Source organism: Saccharothrix longispora (assembly GCF_031455225.1).
Lineage (GTDB): Bacteria > Actinomycetota > Actinomycetes > Mycobacteriales > Pseudonocardiaceae > Actinosynnema > Actinosynnema longispora.
Genome location: NZ_JAVDSG010000001.1, coordinates 125,743 through 142,205, shown reverse-complemented (window position 1 = coordinate 142,205; position 16,463 = coordinate 125,743). Strand labels below are relative to the sequence as shown.

Genomic DNA, 16,463 nt, shown 5'->3' with positions numbered 1-16,463 from the left:
GACGCGCTCTGGCGTCAAGGCGAGCCCACGAGTAGGTTACTAAGCGGTTGCTTAGGCCCGCAGATCAAGGAGGACTGACCGTGGCCGAGACTGACGCACGGGTGGCGATCGTCACCGGCGCCGCGCGGGGCATCGGCGCCGCCGTAGCCACCCGGCTCGCGCGGGACGGGTTCGCCGTCGCGCTGCTCGACCTGGACGAGGACGGCTGCGCGGACGCCGTCGGGAAGATCCGGGCCGCGGGCGGCACGGCCCTCGCGGTGGGGGTGGACGTCGGCGACAGCGCCGCGGTGGAGACGGCCGTGCAGCGCGTGGCCGACGAGCTGGGCCCGCCGGTCGTCCTGGTGAACAACGCGGGTGTCCTGCGCGACAACCTGCTGTTCAAGATGACCGACGACGACTGGGACACGGTCGTGAACGTGCACCTGCGGGGCTCGTTCCTGATGAGCCGCGCGGTGCAGCGGTACCAGACGAAGGCGGGCTGGGGCCGGATCGTGAACCTGTCCAGCACCTCCGCGCTGGGCAACCGGGGCCAGGCCAACTACGCCGCCGCCAAGGCGGGCCTCCAGGGCTTCACCAAGACGCTGGCCATCGAGCTGGGCAAGTTCGGCGTCACGGTCAACGCGATCGCCCCGGGCTTCATCGCCACCGACATGACCGCCGCCACCGCGGCCCGCGTCGGCGTGGACTTCGAGGACTTCAAGAAGGGCGCCGCCGCCGCCATCCCGGTCGGCCGCGTCGGCACGCCCGAGGACATCGCGCACACGGCGTCGTTCCTGGTGAGCGACGGCGCCGGGTTCGTGTCCGGTCAGGTCCTGTACGTCGCCGGCGGACCGAAGGACTGACATGCGGGTATTCGCGAACCTCGACGAGCTGGCCGCCGCCCGGGGCGAGCACCTGGGCTTCGGCGACTGGCACGAGATCACCCAGGACGAGATCAACCTGTTCGCCGACGCCACCGGCGACCACCAGTGGATCCACGTCGACCTGGAGAAGGCCGCCGCCGGACCGTTCGGCGCCCCGGTCGCGCACGGCTACCTCACGCTGTCGCTCATCCCGATGCTGGTGCGCGACGTCTACACCGTCCAGGGCCTGAGGATGGGCGTGAACTACGGCCTGAACAAGGTCCGCTTCCCCAGCCCGGTCACGGTGGGCTCGCGCGTCCGGGCGGGCGCCGAGCTGGTGGAGATCACCGACACCGCGCAGGGCAGGCAGGCGGTGGTGAAGGTGACCGTCGAGATCGACGGCCACGCCAAGCCCGCGTGCGTCGCCGAGACCGTGGTGCTGCTCGTCGCCTAACGGGAGGACTCGGCGGAACCGCCGGGCCACGTCCTCCGGCGTGGCCCGGTACCCCGCACCTTAGGCGGGGCGCAGCGACCCCAGCAGCAGATCGGCGAAGTGCCCGCCGACCTGCTCGGCCGACAGCGGGCCGTCCGCGCTGTACCACTGGCCGAGGTGGTGCACGGTGCCGAAGAAGTAGTGGACGGTGAGGTCCGCCGGCACGTCGGCGCGGAACACCCCCGCCTCCTGGCCCTCCTCGACCAGCGACCGGAACCGCTCGTGGTAGCGGCGCCGCTCGGCGCGCACCTCGCGGCGCTTGTCCTCGGCCAACTGGTCGGCCGAGCGGAAGTACACGCGGGCCTGGTCGAAGTTGTCCACGGAGGTCACGACGACGTCCACGGCGGCGGCGCGCAGCCGTTCGGCGACCGGCGCGGACCCGTCCGCGATCCCCACCAGCCGCTCGGTCTGCATCCGCAGCAGGCTGCCGTAGATCTCGTGCAGCAGGTCGTCCTTGGACCCGAAGTAGTGGTACATGGCGCCCTTGGTGACGCCCGCCAGGTCGACGATCTCCTGCACCGCGACCCGGTCGAAGCCCTTCGCGGCGAACAGCCTGGTCGCCGCGTCGATCAGCCGCTCCGGTACCGATGCCATGCGCCAAGCATCGCACGCGGCGATCACTGGAACATCGCGATGGGTCGCACGACCAGGTGCCCCTCCTCCGCCTTCCACGCCTGCACCTTGCCCAGGCACCGGGCGTGGAACCCGCCGTCGGGCACCACGTCGTCGCGCAGCCCCGAGTCCAGGCACTCGACGCGCACCTGCGGCCCGGCCTCCGGGTCGTCCGGGTCGCCGAACGGCGCCAGGAACACCGTCGTGCCGTCGCCCCGGGAGTGGACCCGGAACACGCCCTTGACCGACACGTACGAGTCGACGCGCCGCAGCCGCACCGCCCCCGAGGCGCCCAGGTGCTGCTCCAGGGCGGTGTTGCGCAGCAGCGTCCGGTCGCGCAGGTCCACGTGCACCACGCCGGAGGCCGACTCCAGCGCGCCCAGCAGCACGCCGATCACCGCGATCGGCTCGGAGTTCTCGATGTAGGTCTTCACCACCTCGCGCCCGGACGTGCGCGCGCCCTCCACGCCGAGGTCGAGGCCCTTGAGGGCGATCTTGCCGTCCTTGGTGACGCCGACGCGGTCCACGACCTCCTTGGTCATCGCGTCGCCGTACCGGCCGACCTGGTAGAGGTCCATCACGGACTTCTCGTTGAGGTAGATCGTCAGCCCCGGCACGTCGCGCGGGGGCGCGAACCGGTGCCGGGAGCGCCACGCCCACACCGCCACGCCGACGGCGACGAGCAGCGCGAGGGCGGTCACCACCCACACGACCGCCCACGGCCACCAGACCGACCACCACAGCGCCCTATCGACAACCACGGATCTCCCTCACCGCCTCCAGCAGCGACCCGGAGGTCGCGTCCACGACCCGGCCGCCGGCCGCCAGCGCGACCCGGGCCAGCTCCGCGGGGTCGGCCTCGCCGAACCGGATCGCGTACGTGCGGGGCGGGGCGGGCCACGCGGCCAGCAGGTCGTCCGCGCTCATCCCCGCGTTGTTCTCGCCGTCGGTCATCAGCACGACCGTGCCGCCGCCCGCGAGCCGGTAGGCGTGGTCGAGGGCGGAGAAGATCGCCGTGTGGCCGGCCAGCCCCGCCGAGCCCAGCGCCCGTGACAGCTCCGCCAGGTCGGCCTCGCCGCGCACGGTCACCGACCGCTCCTCCAGCACGGTCCCGGCGAACCGCACCAGCACCACCGTCTCCCCCACCCGGAACCGGTCGAAGCCGCCGCCGAGGCCCAGCGTCGCGAACGCCTCGCGCAGCCCGGCGATGCGCGGGCCCTCCATCGACGTGGAGTGGTCGAGCACGAACACCACGGTGGCGGGCTGCCCGGCCCGGTCGTAGGCGGCGAGCAGGGAGTCCACCACGTCCTGCGTCGCCGGGAAGTACAGCGCGGTGCCGACGGGTCCGCGCAGCTGCGCCACGCGCTCCAGCGAGGGGTCGACCGGGCGGCGCAGCGTGCGCTCCATGATCGACTTCTGGGCGGACGGGGTGCGCAGCCAGTCCACCACCCGGTCGTAGACCGCCCGCTTGCCCGGTTCGAGCAGCATCAGCGGGTAGTCGGACAGCACGATGCCGTCGCGCGGGTAGACGACGTCCAGCGGTTCGCGCAGCCGCCCGGAGGCGTTGAGCGACAGCACGGTCGACTCGTAGCCGACGACGGCGTCCACCTCGTCCTGCCGCCGCACGTACTCCTCGGCGACCTCGGCCGCGCCGTCCGCGCCGACCACCCGGCCGGTGAGGAAGCCCTGGAGCTTGTCGCACGCCACGTCCTCGGTGCGCAGCGCCGCGCCGGTGCCCGCGGCGGCCGTGGCGACGCCGATCAGCGCGGCCAGGCCGCTGCCGGCCACCCTCGGGTCGGCCATCGCGAAGCGCAGCTCCCCCGCCGCCGCGCGGGCCGCCACGTCAGCCCACGACCCGCCGCGCAGCCCGTCCGCGCGGCCCGCCTTCACGCCCAGCACCAGCGGCGAGAGCATCGTGCTGGTGGACAGCGGCACGTCGGCGCCGCGCAGCCGCAGGTAGCGGTTGGTGGCCAGCCAGGCGAGGTCGTGGCCGGTGCCCGCGGCCAGTTCCTCGCTGGCCCGCACCGTGCCCCGGTAGTCGAGCTTCAGCTCCACGCCGGTGTCGCGGCGCAGGTCGGCCAGCACCGGTTCGAGGTCGGCCAGCTCGGAACCGGCGAGCACGGTCACCACGACGGGGTCGGGCGTCGCGGTCGTGCAGCCGCCCAGCAGCGCCAGGACCAGCAGTGCGGCGAGCCACCTCACAGGGGCACCCCGCTCGGGCAGCGGCCGACCTCGCCGATCATCGCCGCCAGGTCCTCGGACCTGGGCAGGAACGTCTCGGTGCCGCCCGCGCCGGGGTCGGGTTCCTCGATGCCGCGCTCCGCCAGCACGTCGCCCAGGGACGCGCTGCCCGCGCGGCCGAGCCGGAACCCCAGCTCCAGCGCGCGCCGCCGCAGGTCCGGGTCGGTGTCCAGCAGCCGGCCCACCCGCTCCCCCGCCTCGCTGAACGCGATCAGCCACGGCTCGGTGTGGTGGTGTGCGTCGGGGTAGAGCAGCACGCGGGAGGCGTCCACCGCGCCCGTCTCCTGCTTGGTGCGGATCTGGTAGGCCAGGTACTGGTGCTCGTAGACGACGCCGACGGGCGCGAACGTGCGGCCGTCCGGCGCGAAGAAGGTGCGGCCGATGCCCGCGCCGAACTGGCCCTCGACCTCGAACAGCGGCCGGACGCGTGCCGCGACCTCCGCCGCGTCGGCGGCGGTGGGCGTGCGCTTGCCGTTGAGCGCGAACGCGACCAGCCCGACGTAGGCCGCGCCGGAGTAGGCCCGGCACGGGTCGGGCGACTGGGCGATGACCTGGTTGGCGTTGGTCAGGCCCGTGCCCAGCGCGGCCCAGGTCGTGTGCGACCGGGTCAGCTCGACGAACGCGGCCATGTCGAGCCGGTAGTAGAGCGAGCCCTCGCTGCGGGGCGTGGCGACACCCCCGAACCCGAGCGCGTCGGCGTACTCGCGGAACGCGGCGACCACCAGCGGCGTGGTGAACGGGTAAAACAGCGTGCCGCCCAGCTCGTCGTGGATGCGCCGGGCCGTGACCTGGCCGGACGGCATGACGAAGTCGAAGGAGTCGGCCTTGTCCCGGGAGATCTCCAGCGAGCCGCCGGAGTCGGTCAGGTGCACCTGGATGCCCTTGGACATCAGGATGCGGCGGACCTCGCCGTCGTTGAAGAAGTCCGCCTTCGACGCCATGAGGGCGCGGACGACGGTGACGGCCTGGAACGGCAGGGCGACCGTGCCTCCCGCGAACAGCGCGACGACCCCCACGAGCGCCAGGCCCGCGGAGACGCCGAACGGCAGCAGGAAGCGCTTGCGCCGGAAGACCGGGCGGGGCGGGTCGAGGACGGTCAAGCCTGGCTCGTCGGTCGTGCTCGTCGCGACCACGGGACTCCCCTGCGCCGGTGATCGAAGTGCCGGACCACCAGGTTAGGTCGCCCCGTGCCGCGACGTCACCGCAACGGGCGGATCAGCCCCCGAGCGTCACGCCGCCGTCGACGACGAACGTCGCGCCGGTGGTGTAGCCGCCCGCCGGGGAGGCGAGGAACACCACGGCCGCCGCCAGCTCCTCCGGATCGCCCACCCGGCCCAGCGGCAGGCGCGCGATGTGCCCCTCCAGGTAGCCCTCGGGGTACTGGTCGGTCATCTCGGAGGCGAAGTAGCCGGGCGCGAGGGCGTTGACCCGGATGCCCTTGCGGCCGGTCCACTGCTGGGCCAGGTCGCGGGTCAGGCCGAGCAGTCCGGCCTTCGACGCGGAGTAGGCGGCCTGCGGCAGCCCGCCGGAGACCAGGCCGAGCACGGACGACACGTTGACGATCGACCCGCCGTCGGTCATCACGGCCGCCGCCGCCTGGGCCATCCAGTAGGCGCCGTTGAGGTTGACGTCCATGACGCCGAGGAACTGCTCGGGCGTCTCCCGCGACGCGGGCACCGCGGACGCCACGCCCGCGTTGTTCACCAGCACCGCGACCCGGCCGAAGTCGGCGGCGGCGCGGGCCACCTCGCGGCAGTCGTCGGGCTGCGCCACGTCCGCGGCCACGACCAGCGCCCGCCGGCCGGCCGCCTCGACCAGCCGCGCGGTGGCCTCCAGGCGGTCCACGCGGCGCGCGGCCAGCACGACGTCCGCGCCCGCCTCGGCGAGGCCCTTGGCGAACGCCACGCCCAGACCCGACGAGGCGCCGGTGACGATCGCGACCTTCCCGTCGAGCCGGAACTTGTCGAGGATGCCCATCAGGAGAGCCTTTCCAGGATGATCGCCATGCCCTGACCGCCGCCGACGCACATGGTCTCCAGGCCGAACTGCGCGTCGCGGGCGCGCATCCCGTTGATCAGGGTCGTCATGATGCGCGCGCCGGTGGAGCCGAACGGGTGGCCCAGCGCGATGGCACCGCCGTGCACGTTGAGCTTGTCGACGTCGATGCCGAGCGCGCGCTGGCTGCCCAGCACCTGCACGGCGAACGCCTCGTTGATCTCGACCAGGTCGATGTCGCCGATGGACATGCCCGCGTGCCCGAGGGCCTGCCGGGTGGCGTCGACGGGGCCGAGTCCCATGATCTCCGGGCTGAGGCCGGACACGCCGGTGGACACGATGCGCGCCAACGGGGTCAGGCCGAGCTCGCGCGCCCTCGTGTCGCTCATGACCACCACGGCCGCCGCGCCGTCGTTGAGCGGGCAGCAGTTGCCGGGCGTGACCGTCCCCTGTGGGCGGAAGGACGGCGTGAGCGCGCCGACCGCCTCCGGTGTCACGCCCTTGCGCGGGCCGTCGTCGGTGCGCACCACCGTGCCGTCGGGCAGGATCACCGGGGTGATCTCGCGCTCGAAGAAGCCGTCGGCGATCGCCTTCTCGGCCAGGTTGTGCGAGCGCACGCCGAACTCGTCCTGCTCGGCGCGGGAGATGCCGAGCAGCGTGGCGACGTTCTCCGCGGTCTGCCCCATGGAGATGTAGTAGTCCGGCAGCAGGCCGTCCTCGCGCGGGTCGTGCCACACCTCGTTGGTCGCGGCGGTGCGCTCGGTGCGGGTCATCGCGTCGGCGAACAGCGGGTTGAGGTGCGGGTCGCCGTGCCGGTAGCGGGAGACGCACTCCACGCCCGCGCTGACGAACGCGTGCCCCTCGCCCGCCTTGATCGCGTGGAACGCCATCCGCGCGGTCTGCACCGAGGAGGCGCAGAACCGGTTGACCGTGGTGCCGGGCACCGTGTCCAGGCCGAGCTGCACCGCGATCCGGCGGGCCGCGTTCTGGCCGTGCTCGTCCTGCGGTTCGGCGCACCCCAGGTGCAGGTCGGTGATCTCGCGCGGGTCCAGCTCGGGCACCTGGGCGAGGGCCGCGCCGACGATCTGCGCGGCGAGGTCGTCCGGTCGCAGGTCGACCAGCGAACCCTTGCGGGCGCGGCCGATCGGGGACCGCGAGGTGGCGACGACGACAGCCTCGGGCATGAACTCTCCTCATCTTCTGCCACTGCTTCGCAGGTGGCGGCTCGGCCGCCTGAGGTCGGCCCATCGGGGCGTCTTCCGGAAAAATCGAAGGGCGTGATTTTTCCGGAAGGCGACCCGACAGGCCGACGCGGCCTCGCGTGGTGGTGCGCGCTGGGGGGACTACAGGCCCAGGTCGCGGCCGATCAGTTCCTTCATGATCTCGTTGGAGCCGGCCCAGATCCTGGTGACGCGGGCGTCCATCCAGGCGCGGGCCACGCGGTACTCGGTCATGTAGCCGTAGCCGCCGTGCAGCTGCACGCAGGCGTCGATGACCTCGTTCTGCACGTCCGAGCTCCAGTACTTCGCCTTGGCGGCGTCGGTGGCGGACAGCTCGCGGCGGGTGTGCGCGTCGGTGCACTGGTCCAGGAACGCCTGCGTCACGTCGACCTTGGTGACCAGTTCGGCGAGCGTGAACTTGTTGTGCTGGAACGTGCCGATGGCCTGGCCGAACGCCTTGCGCTCCTTGGCGTAGGCGATCGTCTCCTCCAGGATCTGCCTGGCGTGCGCCAGGTTGGAGATGGCGCCGCCGAGGCGTTCCTGCGGCAGGCGCTCCATCATGTGGATGAAGCCCCTGTCGACCTCGCCGATGACGTTCCCGGCGGGGATCAGCACGTCGTCGAAGAACAGTTCGGCGGTGTCGGACTCGGGCTGGCCGACCTTGTCGAGCTTGCGGCCGCGCTCGAAGCCCTTCATGCCGGTCTCGACGGCGAACAGCGTGATGCCGCGGGCGGGCTTGACGTCGGGGTTGGTGCGCGCGGCGATGACCACCATGTCGGCGGAGAACCCGTTGGTGATGAACGTCTTCGAGCCGTTGAGGACCCAGTCGGAGCCCTTGCGCACGGCGTTGCTCTTGAGCGCGGCGAGGTCGGAGCCGCCGGACGGCTCGGTCATGCCGATGCCCGTGGTCATCTCGCCCGAGCAGAACCGGGGCAGCCAGCGCCGCTTCTGCTCCTCGGTGCACAGGTCGGCCAGGTAGGGGGCGACGACGTCGCCGTGGATGCCCAGGCACGACGCCATGCCGGCGCTGACCTTGGACAGCTCCTCGCCGAGGACGGCGTTGAAGCGGTAGTCGTTCGCGCCGCTGCCGCCGTGCTCCTCGGGGATCTCCAGGCCGAGGAGGCCCTGGCGGCCCGCCTCCAGCCACACCTCCCGGTCGATGTGGCGCTGTTCGACGAACTTCTCGTAACCCGGCTTGAGCGTGCGGTCGACGAATGCCCTCGCGGTCTCGCGGAACGCGTCGTGGTCGGGTTCGAACAGCGTGCGGCGCACTCGGGACCTCCATACTAAGCGGTTGCTTAGGCCTAAGCGTGTGCTTAGCGTGCGGTATCGTCCGACTTCGTGTCAAGGAGGGTGTGATGACGTCGACCCGCGGCGAGTTCGCGCTGCTGGACGAGACCTGGGCGTCGGTGACGCCCCCCGCGGCGAGGCGCATGCTCATCGCCGCCGCCGCCGCGTTCTCGGTCCGCGGCTACCACGCGACGACCACGCGGGACATCGCCGCGCAGGCCGGCATGTCCCCGGCCGCGGTCTACATCCACTACCGGTCCAAGGAGGAACTGCTCTTCCAGATCTCCCGGGTCGGGCACACGACGTCGCTGTCCGTGCTGACCCGCGTGCCCGACGGACCGCCGACGACGCGCCTGGCGGCGGCCGTGCGCGCGTTCGCGTCCTGGCACGCCGAGTTCCACACGACCGCGCGGGTCGTGCAGTACGAGCTGAGCGCGCTGACCCCCGAGCACCTGGCCGAGGTCGCGGAGCTGCGCCGGCGCATCGAGGCGGCCGTGCGCGACATGGTCGAGGCGGGCGTGCGCGCGGGCGAGTTCGACGTGCCCGACGTGCGCGGCGCGGTGCTGGCGGTGCTGTCGCTGTGCATCGACGTGGCCCGCTGGTTCAAGCCGGACCGGGGCCGCACGCCGGAGGAGATCGGCGACCTGTACGCGGACCTCGTGCTGCGCATGGTGGGCGCGTCCGCCCCCTGAGGCCCGCCCCTCGGCCCCTCAGCGCGTCAGCCAGCCCTGCTCACGGGCGGAGTCGGAGCCGTCCCACCCCGCGCCGGACCGCCACACGGCCGGCACGCCCAGCACGCTCACGCCGTTGAGCAGCATGTCCGCGGGCCGTTCGGGGAAGACGACCACGCCGATGCCCGCGTGCCTGCGCGCGAGCCCGCCGATCCACGCCGCGGCGGCCCTCGGGTCGCCCCGCTGCGCGTCGAGCACCAGCGCGCCGCGCTCGACGCCCCGGCGCTCCCCCTCGACGACCACGTGGTTGCGCCGGTAGTCGACCACCACCGCCTCGAAGCCCTGGTCCGCGACGAACGCGCCGGCCAGCCGCTCCAGCCCGGTGACGTCCTCCCGGGGCCGCGCGGCGCGGCCGACGTCGGCGAACGACCCCTCCGGCACGGCGAGGTCGAACTGCTCGCGGGCGTGCCGCAGGAAGGTGTCCGGGCGCATCAGGAACAGCCGCACCCCGGCCGCCGCGCGCAACTCCTCGTACAGGTCGGGCCGGGGGCCGCGGGGGTTGCCCTCGTCGTCGACGCGCCACCAGCCGTCCCCGGAGCCGCCGGTGACGAGCAGGACGTCCTGCCGGCGCGCGGTGGCCTCGACGAGCAGTTCCCGCCAGACCCCGCGCCACGCCGGCTCGTCGGCCGGCTCGTGGGGGTGCGGTTCGCCGACGCGCCCGTAGAGCAGGCCGTCGAGGTCGGCCACGACCGGGTCCTCCTCGGTGTCGGCCACGGCGGTCACGTGCCGCCGGGCGACGTCGGCGAGGCGGTCGGCCACGTGCCCGTGCGCGTCGCGCAGGCCCTGCTCCAGCCCGTGCAGCGACTCGGCGTCGAGCGACACCCGGTCCGCCCAGGCGCGCAGGCCGCGCAGCGCCTGCTCCTCGGCCGCGGCGAGCGCGGCGGCCGCCTCGTCGGTCGCCCGCCCCACGTCGCCGAGCGCGGCCTCCCGGCCCCGCCAGAACCCGGCCAGCGCCTGGTGCGGCACCCAGAGGCGGTCGCGCACCCGGTGCAGCGCCTTGAGCAGGTCCGCGCGGGCGGCGGCGGGGTAGCGGTAGAGGTCGAGGAGGGTCGCGGTGTCGAGCACGACCATGCCGCGCGCGAACAGGTCGCGGTGGTGGTCGGGCCGCGCCGTGCGGTAGGCGCCGAAGTCGTCGAGGATTCCCCTGGTCGTGCCGTCGGTCGGCTGCGCGTCGGGCATCCCGGGATTGTCGTCCCCCCGCCTCCGCGCGGGGAGCAGGGGTCCCGGGGGACCTCCCGGGCGGGAGGTCCCCCGGCCGGCGGACCGGCTAGCGCCTGGACGTCTTGCCGTAGAAACCCGCCGCGAGGCTGACGCCGACGGCGGAGATGACGACCTGGAAGAGCAGTTCGAGCCAGTCGATGCGCGGTGTCTCCTCGACGCCGAACGCGCGGGCCACGAGCGTGCCCAGGAAGGCCGACACGACGCCGACCACGATCGTCAGCCAGATCGGGATGGCCTGCTTGCCCGGTGCGACCAGCTTGCCCAGCAAGCCGATGACGAGGCCGATGATCAAACCGCCGATGACGCTGTCGATGCCCATGACGCCTCCTGCCTGGTCACTCGCCCTCGAAGAAGTCCCCGACCTCGTCGAGGGCCTCACCGAGGATCATCCCACCGAACACGCCGGCCGCGGCGCCCGCGACGAGGCCGCCGGCGCCCATCCCCCGACCGTGGTGGCCGCCGTGGTGACCGCCGTGCATCCCGTGACCGCCGTGCATCCCGTGACCGCCGGACGAGCGCCTGCCCGCGACCTGCTCCATCCACTGGTGCACCAGCGCCGCCCAGTCCGTGCGGACCACCTCGTCGTGGGTCATCGCGAAGTGCCCGAACGAGTCGCCGCCCTGCCGGAACAGGCCGCCCCGGCGGTCGGCCTCCAGCACCGTGTAGAGGTGGTGGGGGTCGGTCACGAAGGTCAGCTCCAGCTGGCTGATCCTGGACAGGAACTGCTGCGGCGGCAGGAACTCGATCTCCTGGTAGAACGGCAGCTGCTGCGGCACGCCGTGGATGCGGCCCTGCTCGTTGTCGGCCCGCTGGAAGCGGAAGCCGAGGGCGCCGAACGCGTTGAGCACGTGCTCCTGCGAGTGCACCGGGTGCACGGCGACCGGGTCGAGGTCGCCGGGGTCGACGGCGCCGCGCACCTCCAGCTCGGTGCGCAGGCCCATGGTCATGCCGTGCAGCGGTTGGCCGTGCACGACGGTCAGCGGCGTCTCCAGCGGCACGGGGAACTGGAACGGGAGCACGAGGTTCTGGCCGGGGCCGACGGCGATGCGCCGGCCGACGACGAGCCGGGCGAACTCGACGGTGCGGTTGTGCTCGTTGTCGCCGCTCTCCACCTCGACCCGGGTGACGAGCGACAGCTTGACCTCGTCGATGTCGGCGGGGTGGTCGCCGCCCATGATCCGGACCTCGCCGGTGAGCAGCTCGCCCGGCCGGACGTTCGGGTTGGTCAGCACCGTGTCCACCGTGGGACCGCCGACCCCGAACGCGCGCAACATCCTCTTGAAAACCACGGTGGTGCCTCCTGGACTGCTCTCCGGATCGCGCCCCTGGGGCCGAATGCACCAAGGACGTCCCACCCGGTGGATCGGTTCCCTCTGGACGAACGCTAAGCCCGGGTGCCAGTATGCGACCGCCGTCACATACTAAGCGGTCGCTCAGGACCGTGGAGACGCTTTGGAGGTCAGCCCGTGCCCACGCTGCTCGTCGCCAACCGGGGCGAGATCGCCGTCCGCGTGCTGCGCGCCGCCGCCGACCTCGGCTGGGGCACCGTCGCACTGGTCACCGACTCCGACGACGCGCACGCCCGGTTCGCCGACCGCGCCGTGCGCCTGCCCGACCAGCGGTCGTACCTGGACGCGGACGCGGTGCTCGGCGCGGCGTCCGGCTGCGACCTGGTGCACCCCGGCTACGGCTTCCTCGCCGAGAACGCCGGGTTCGCGCGCCGCTGCGCCGAGGCCGGCCTGACCTTCGTCGGACCGCCGCCCGAGGTGCTGGAGCTGCTCGGCGACAAGACCCGGGCCCGCGCGCTGGCCGCCGGCGCGGGCGTGCCCGTCCTGGCCGGCGCCGGCGAGGACTTCGAGGGGTTCTTCCGCGTGCACGGGGCGTGCGTGGTGAAGGCGGTCGCGGGCGGCGGCGGCAAGGGGGTGCGGATCGTGCGCGGGCTCGCCGACCTGGACGCGGCGGTGCGCCGGTGCCGGGCCGAGGCGCTGGCCGCGTTCGGCGATGACGCCGTGTACGTCGAGGAGCTGCTGGAACCCGCGCGGCACGTCGAGGTGCAACTGGTCGGCACGACCGTGCTCGGCGACCGCGACTGCTCGGTGCAGTCGCACCACCAGAAGGTGATCGAGATCGCCCCCGCGCCGGACCTGGCCGACGACCTGCGCGCCGCCCTGCACGACGCGGCGACCGTCATCGCCCGCGCCGTCCGCTACACCGGGCTCGGCACGGTGGAGTTCCTGCTCGCGCCGGACGGGCGGTTCGCGTTCCTGGAGGCCAACCCCCGCCTCCAGGTCGAGCACACCGTCACCGAACAGGTCACCGGCCTGGACCTGGTGCGGGCGCAGCTGCTGCTGGCCTCCGAGGTCGAGCCGGACCTGGCGCACACCCCGCGCGGCAGCGCGCTCCAGCTGCGGGTGAGCCTGACCTCGACCGGGCGGCTGTCGGCGTTCACGCCACCGACCGGGCCGGGCGTGCGGGTGGACACGCACGCCTCCGTCGGCTACCGGGCGGGCCTGGGCTTCGACCCCCTGCTGGCGAAGGTCGTCGTGCACGCCGACGACCCGGCCACGGCGCTGCGGCGGGCCAGGCGGGCGCTCGACGAGTTCGCCGTGGACGGCGCCCGCACGAACATCCCGTTCCTGCGCGGTCTGCTGGACCACCCGGACGTGCTGCGCGCGCACACCGGCCTCGTCGACTCGCTGCCGCGCGAGGACACCGGCGCCCGCTCCCCCGTGCAGGGCGTCGTGGTCGCGGTCGAGGACGGCCAGGTCGTCGTCGAGGCGATGAAGATGCAGCACGTCGTGGCGGTCGGCGACGGCCGCGTGCTGGTGTCCGTGGGCGACCAGGTGCCGGAGGGGGCGCTGCTCGCCGAGGGCGTGGACGCGGCGGGCGTCGACATCGGGGCGACCGCGAAGGCCGTCGAGGTGGACCTGGACGAGGTGCGCCCCGACCTGGCCGAGACGCTGGCCCGGCACGACTTCGCCCGCCCGGAGGCGGAGGCCGCGCGGCACGCGGCCGGCCGGCGCACCGCGCGGGAGAACATCGCCGACCTGTGCGAGGACTTCACCGAGTACGGCGGCCTCGCCATCGCCGCGCAGCGCCGCCGCCGGTCGCTGGACGAGCTGGTCGAGCGCACCCCCGCCGACGGCCTGGTCGCGGGCATCGGCGTGGTGGGCGGCGAGCGGGTCGTGGCCATGTCCTACGACTACGCGGTGCTGGCGGGCACGCAGGGCATCCGCAACCACGCCAAGAAGGACCGGATGTTCGTCCTGGCCGAGCGGCAGCGGCTGCCCGTGGTGCTGTTCGCCGAGGGCGGCGGCGGTCGGCCCGGCGACACCGACCACGACGGTGTGAGCTGGCTGGACTGCATGGCGTTCCACCTGTTCGCGAAGCTGTCCGCGCTGGTGCCGCTGGTGGGCATCGCGTCGGGCCGGTGCTTCGCGGGCAACGCCGTGCTGCTGGGCACGTGCGACGTGGTGATCGCGACCCGGGACGCCACCATCGGCATGGGCGGCCCGGCGATGATCGAGGGCGGCGGGCTCGGCGTGTTCCGGCCGGAGGAGGTCGGGCCGGTCGACGTGCAGGTGCCCAACGGCGTCGTCGACGTGCTGGTCGACGACGACGCCGAGGCGGTCGCCGTGGCGCGCAAGTACCTGTCGTACTTCCAGGGGCCGGTGGACCGGTGGGAGTGCGCCGACCAGCGCCTGCTGCGGCACGTCGTGCCCGAGGACCGGGTGCGCGCCTACGACGTGCGGGCCGCGGTGGAGACGCTGGCCGACACCGGGTCGGTGCTGGAGCTGCGCGCCGCGTTCGGGCGCGGGATCGTCACGGCGCTCGTGCGGGTCGAGGGCAGGCCGCTGGGGCTGATCGCGAACGACCCGGCGCACCTGGGCGGCGCGATCGACTCCGACGCCGCCGACAAGGCCGCCCGGTTCCTCCAGCTGTGCGACGCGTTCGACCTGCCCGTGCTGTCGCTGTGCGACACACCGGGGTTCATGGTCGGCCCGGACGCCGAGCGCACCGCCACCGTGCGGCACCTGACCCGGCTGCTCGTGGCGGGCGCGAACCTCGACGTGCCGTTCGGGTTCGTGGCGCTGCGCAAGGCGTACGGGCTGGGCGCGCAGGCGATGGCCGCGGGCAGCCTCAAGGTGCCGAGGTTCGCGATCTCGTGGCCCAGCGGCGAGTTCGGCCCGATGGGGCTGGAGGGCGCGGTGCGCTTGGGGTACCGGCGCGAGCTGGACGCCATCGACGACCCCGCGCAGCGGCGCGAGGCGTTCGAGGCCATGGTCGCCGCCGCCTACGAGCACGGCAAGGCGCTCAACGTCGCGTCCGCGTTCGAGATCGACGACGTCGTCGACCCGGCGGACACGCGGCACTGGGTCACCACCCAGTTGACCTCTCCCGACCGCGTCGCGCGGGTCGGGAAGAAACGCCCGTTCGTGGACACCTGGTGAAGGGAAGAGAGAAAAGAATGGTCACGACCGCACCACCCGACCAGCGCCGCACGCTGCGCAAGCTCATGGGCGCCGGCCTCGTGGGCAGCAGCCTGGAGTGGTACGACTTCTTCATCTACGCCACCGCGGCGGCGCTCGTGTTCCCGAAGCTGTTCTTCCCGGGGGCGACGCCGCTGATCGGGCTGCTGCTGTCGTTCAGCACGTTCTGGGCGGGCTTCGTCGCCCGGCCGATCGGCGGCCTGGTGTTCGGGCACGTGGGCGACCGGTTCGGCCGCAAGCCCGCGCTGGTGGCGTGCCTGGCGATGATGGCGCTCGCGACGTTCCTCATCGGCCTGCTGCCGACCAGCGCGTCGATCGGCGTGCTGGCGCCCGTGCTGCTGGTGGTGCTGCGGTTCCTCCAGGGCATCGCGGTCGGCGGCCAGTGGGGCGGCGTCGTGCTGCTGCTGACCGAGACCGCCGGGCCGGGCAGGCGGGGCTTCGCGGGCACGTTCGGCCAGGCCGGTGTGCCGCTGGGCGTGATCCTCGGCAACGTGGCGTTCCTGCTGGTGGGCGCCCTGGTGCCGGCGGCGGAGTTCGCGTCGTGGGGCTGGCGGGTGCCGTTCCTGGCCAGCGCGCTGCTGTTCCCGGTGGTGCTGTTCATCCAGCTGAAGGTGGAGGACAGCCCGGTGTTCCGGGAGATCAAGGAGCGGCGCGGGTCCGCCCCGGCTCCCCCGGCCGCGCCGCTGTCGGAGGTCCTGCGCACCCACCGGCGGCCGGTGCTGCTGGGCGCGGGGCTGATGTTCGCCTCGAACGCCGTGTTCTACGTCAGCATCGCGGGCGTGCTGGACTACGCCACGCGGGACCTCGGCCTGACCCGCAACTCGGTGCTGGTCGTGACGCTGCTGTCGTCGCTGCTGTCGGTGCCGGTGATCCTGCTGGCCGGTCGGTGGTCGGACACCCACGGGCGGCGACCGCTGATCATCGCCGGGGCGGTGGGGATGACGGTGTGGGCGTTCCCGTACTTCTGGCTGATCGACACCGCGTCGCTGGGGCTGATCTTCGTGGCGCTGGCCGTGTCGGGCGTGGCGTCGAGCCTGGTCTACGGCCCGGTGGCGGCCTACCTGGCGGAGCTGTTCGAGCCGCAGGTGCGGTACTCGGGGGCGTCGCTGGCCTACCAGCTGGCGTCGATCCTGGTCAGCGGCGGCACGCCGTTCGTCATGACGGCGCTGCTGGCGGCGACCGGGACGTCGATGTCGGTGTCCGCGTTCCTGCTGGTCATGGGCCTGGTGACGCTGGGTTCGGTGCTGGGGCTGCGGGAGACGCACCGCACCTGACCAGGTCGGGGCGGGAGCGGCGGCGACGGTCGACCGCCCGGGGTGCGCCCACGG

Annotated in this window: 15 protein-coding genes; 5 read left to right on the top strand and 10 right to left on the bottom strand. The window is 73.3% G+C overall.

Translation table 11 applies throughout. The features are described from left to right. Positions 1 to 80: 80 nt before the first annotated feature. Positions 81 to 842: a 3-oxoacyl-ACP reductase FabG gene (gene fabG / locus J2S66_RS00640; protein WP_310302313.1), complete on the top strand. Its 762-nt coding sequence runs from the start codon at positions 81 to 83 to the stop codon at positions 840 to 842. A gap of 1 nt (position 843) precedes the next feature. After that, entirely contained in the window at positions 844 to 1,296 is a 453-nt protein-coding gene (locus tag J2S66_RS00635) for a MaoC family dehydratase (RefSeq protein ID WP_310302310.1), read from the top strand. 60 nt (positions 1,297 to 1,356) lie between these two features. Here the strand turns inward: J2S66_RS00635 and J2S66_RS00630 are convergent, their stop codons facing one another. The 7 genes from J2S66_RS00630 to J2S66_RS00600 all read right to left on the bottom strand — a co-directional run bounded on the left by J2S66_RS00630 (position 1,357) and on the right by J2S66_RS00600 (position 8,675). Then, complete coding sequence (locus J2S66_RS00630; RefSeq protein WP_306750244.1) at positions 1,357 to 1,929, bottom strand: TetR/AcrR family transcriptional regulator; 573 nt, start codon at positions 1,927 to 1,929, stop codon at positions 1,357 to 1,359. A 23-nt stretch (positions 1,930 to 1,952) separates the two neighbouring features. Then, positions 1,953 to 2,708 carry a hypothetical protein gene (locus tag J2S66_RS00625; RefSeq protein WP_310302306.1) on the bottom strand — a complete coding sequence of 252 codons (756 nt, stop codon included), beginning with the start codon at positions 2,706 to 2,708 and terminating at the stop codon, positions 1,953 to 1,955. Beyond that, positions 2,695 to 4,149: a substrate-binding domain-containing protein gene (locus J2S66_RS00620; RefSeq protein WP_310302303.1), complete on the bottom strand. Its 1,455-nt coding sequence runs from the start codon at positions 4,147 to 4,149 to the stop codon at positions 2,695 to 2,697. The genes J2S66_RS00625 and J2S66_RS00620 overlap by 14 nt, the downstream gene beginning before the upstream one ends. Continuing rightward, entirely contained in the window at positions 4,146 to 5,288 is a 1,143-nt protein-coding gene (locus J2S66_RS00615; protein ID WP_310302300.1) for a hypothetical protein, read from the bottom strand. Before J2S66_RS00615 ends, J2S66_RS00620 begins: the two co-directional genes overlap by 4 nt. A gap of 115 nt (positions 5,289 to 5,403) precedes the next feature. Beyond that, positions 5,404 to 6,165 carry an SDR family NAD(P)-dependent oxidoreductase gene (locus tag J2S66_RS00610; RefSeq protein WP_306750248.1) on the bottom strand — a complete coding sequence of 254 codons (762 nt, stop codon included), beginning with the start codon at positions 6,163 to 6,165 and terminating at the stop codon, positions 5,404 to 5,406. Then, positions 6,165 to 7,367: an acetyl-CoA C-acetyltransferase gene (locus tag J2S66_RS00605; RefSeq protein ID WP_310302295.1), complete on the bottom strand. Its 1,203-nt coding sequence runs from the start codon at positions 7,365 to 7,367 to the stop codon at positions 6,165 to 6,167. The genes J2S66_RS00610 and J2S66_RS00605 overlap by 1 nt, the downstream gene beginning before the upstream one ends. Before the next feature lie 159 nt (positions 7,368 to 7,526). After that, entirely contained in the window at positions 7,527 to 8,675 is a 1,149-nt protein-coding gene (locus J2S66_RS00600; RefSeq protein ID WP_306750250.1) for an acyl-CoA dehydrogenase family protein, read from the bottom strand. An 86-nt stretch (positions 8,676 to 8,761) separates the two neighbouring features. Here J2S66_RS00600 and J2S66_RS00595 point away from each other — a divergent pair, with 86 nt between their 5' ends. Continuing rightward, positions 8,762 to 9,385, top strand: a complete 624-nt coding sequence (locus tag J2S66_RS00595) for a TetR/AcrR family transcriptional regulator (protein WP_310302291.1) — start codon at positions 8,762 to 8,764, stop codon at positions 9,383 to 9,385. Positions 9,386 to 9,403: 18 nt separating this feature from the next. Here the strand turns inward: J2S66_RS00595 and J2S66_RS00590 are convergent, their stop codons facing one another. From J2S66_RS00590 to J2S66_RS00580, 3 genes are all read right to left on the bottom strand, one after another. Continuing rightward, positions 9,404 to 10,603, bottom strand: coding sequence for a PIN-like domain-containing protein (locus tag J2S66_RS00590; protein ID WP_310302288.1), 1,200 nt, complete (start codon positions 10,601 to 10,603; stop codon positions 9,404 to 9,406). 88 nt (positions 10,604 to 10,691) lie between these two features. Further along, on the bottom strand, positions 10,692 to 10,964 hold the full coding sequence (locus J2S66_RS00585; protein ID WP_310302285.1) for a GlsB/YeaQ/YmgE family stress response membrane protein: 273 nt from the start codon (positions 10,962 to 10,964) through the stop codon (positions 10,692 to 10,694). Between the two features lie 16 nt (positions 10,965 to 10,980). Continuing rightward, positions 10,981 to 11,919 carry a sporulation protein gene (locus tag J2S66_RS00580; protein ID WP_310314588.1) on the bottom strand — a complete coding sequence of 313 codons (939 nt, stop codon included), beginning with the start codon at positions 11,917 to 11,919 and terminating at the stop codon, positions 10,981 to 10,983. Positions 11,920 to 12,111: 192 nt separating this feature from the next. On the opposite strand from J2S66_RS00580, the gene J2S66_RS00575 reads away from it, so the two are divergent. Next, positions 12,112 to 15,096, top strand: coding sequence for an acetyl-CoA carboxylase family protein (locus J2S66_RS00575; RefSeq protein ID WP_310302282.1), 2,985 nt, complete (start codon positions 12,112 to 12,114; stop codon positions 15,094 to 15,096). Next, positions 15,093 to 16,409, top strand: a complete 1,317-nt coding sequence (locus J2S66_RS00570) for an MFS transporter (RefSeq protein ID WP_310302279.1) — start codon at positions 15,093 to 15,095, stop codon at positions 16,407 to 16,409. Before J2S66_RS00575 ends, J2S66_RS00570 begins: the two co-directional genes overlap by 4 nt. Positions 16,410 to 16,463: the final 54 nt, after the last annotated feature.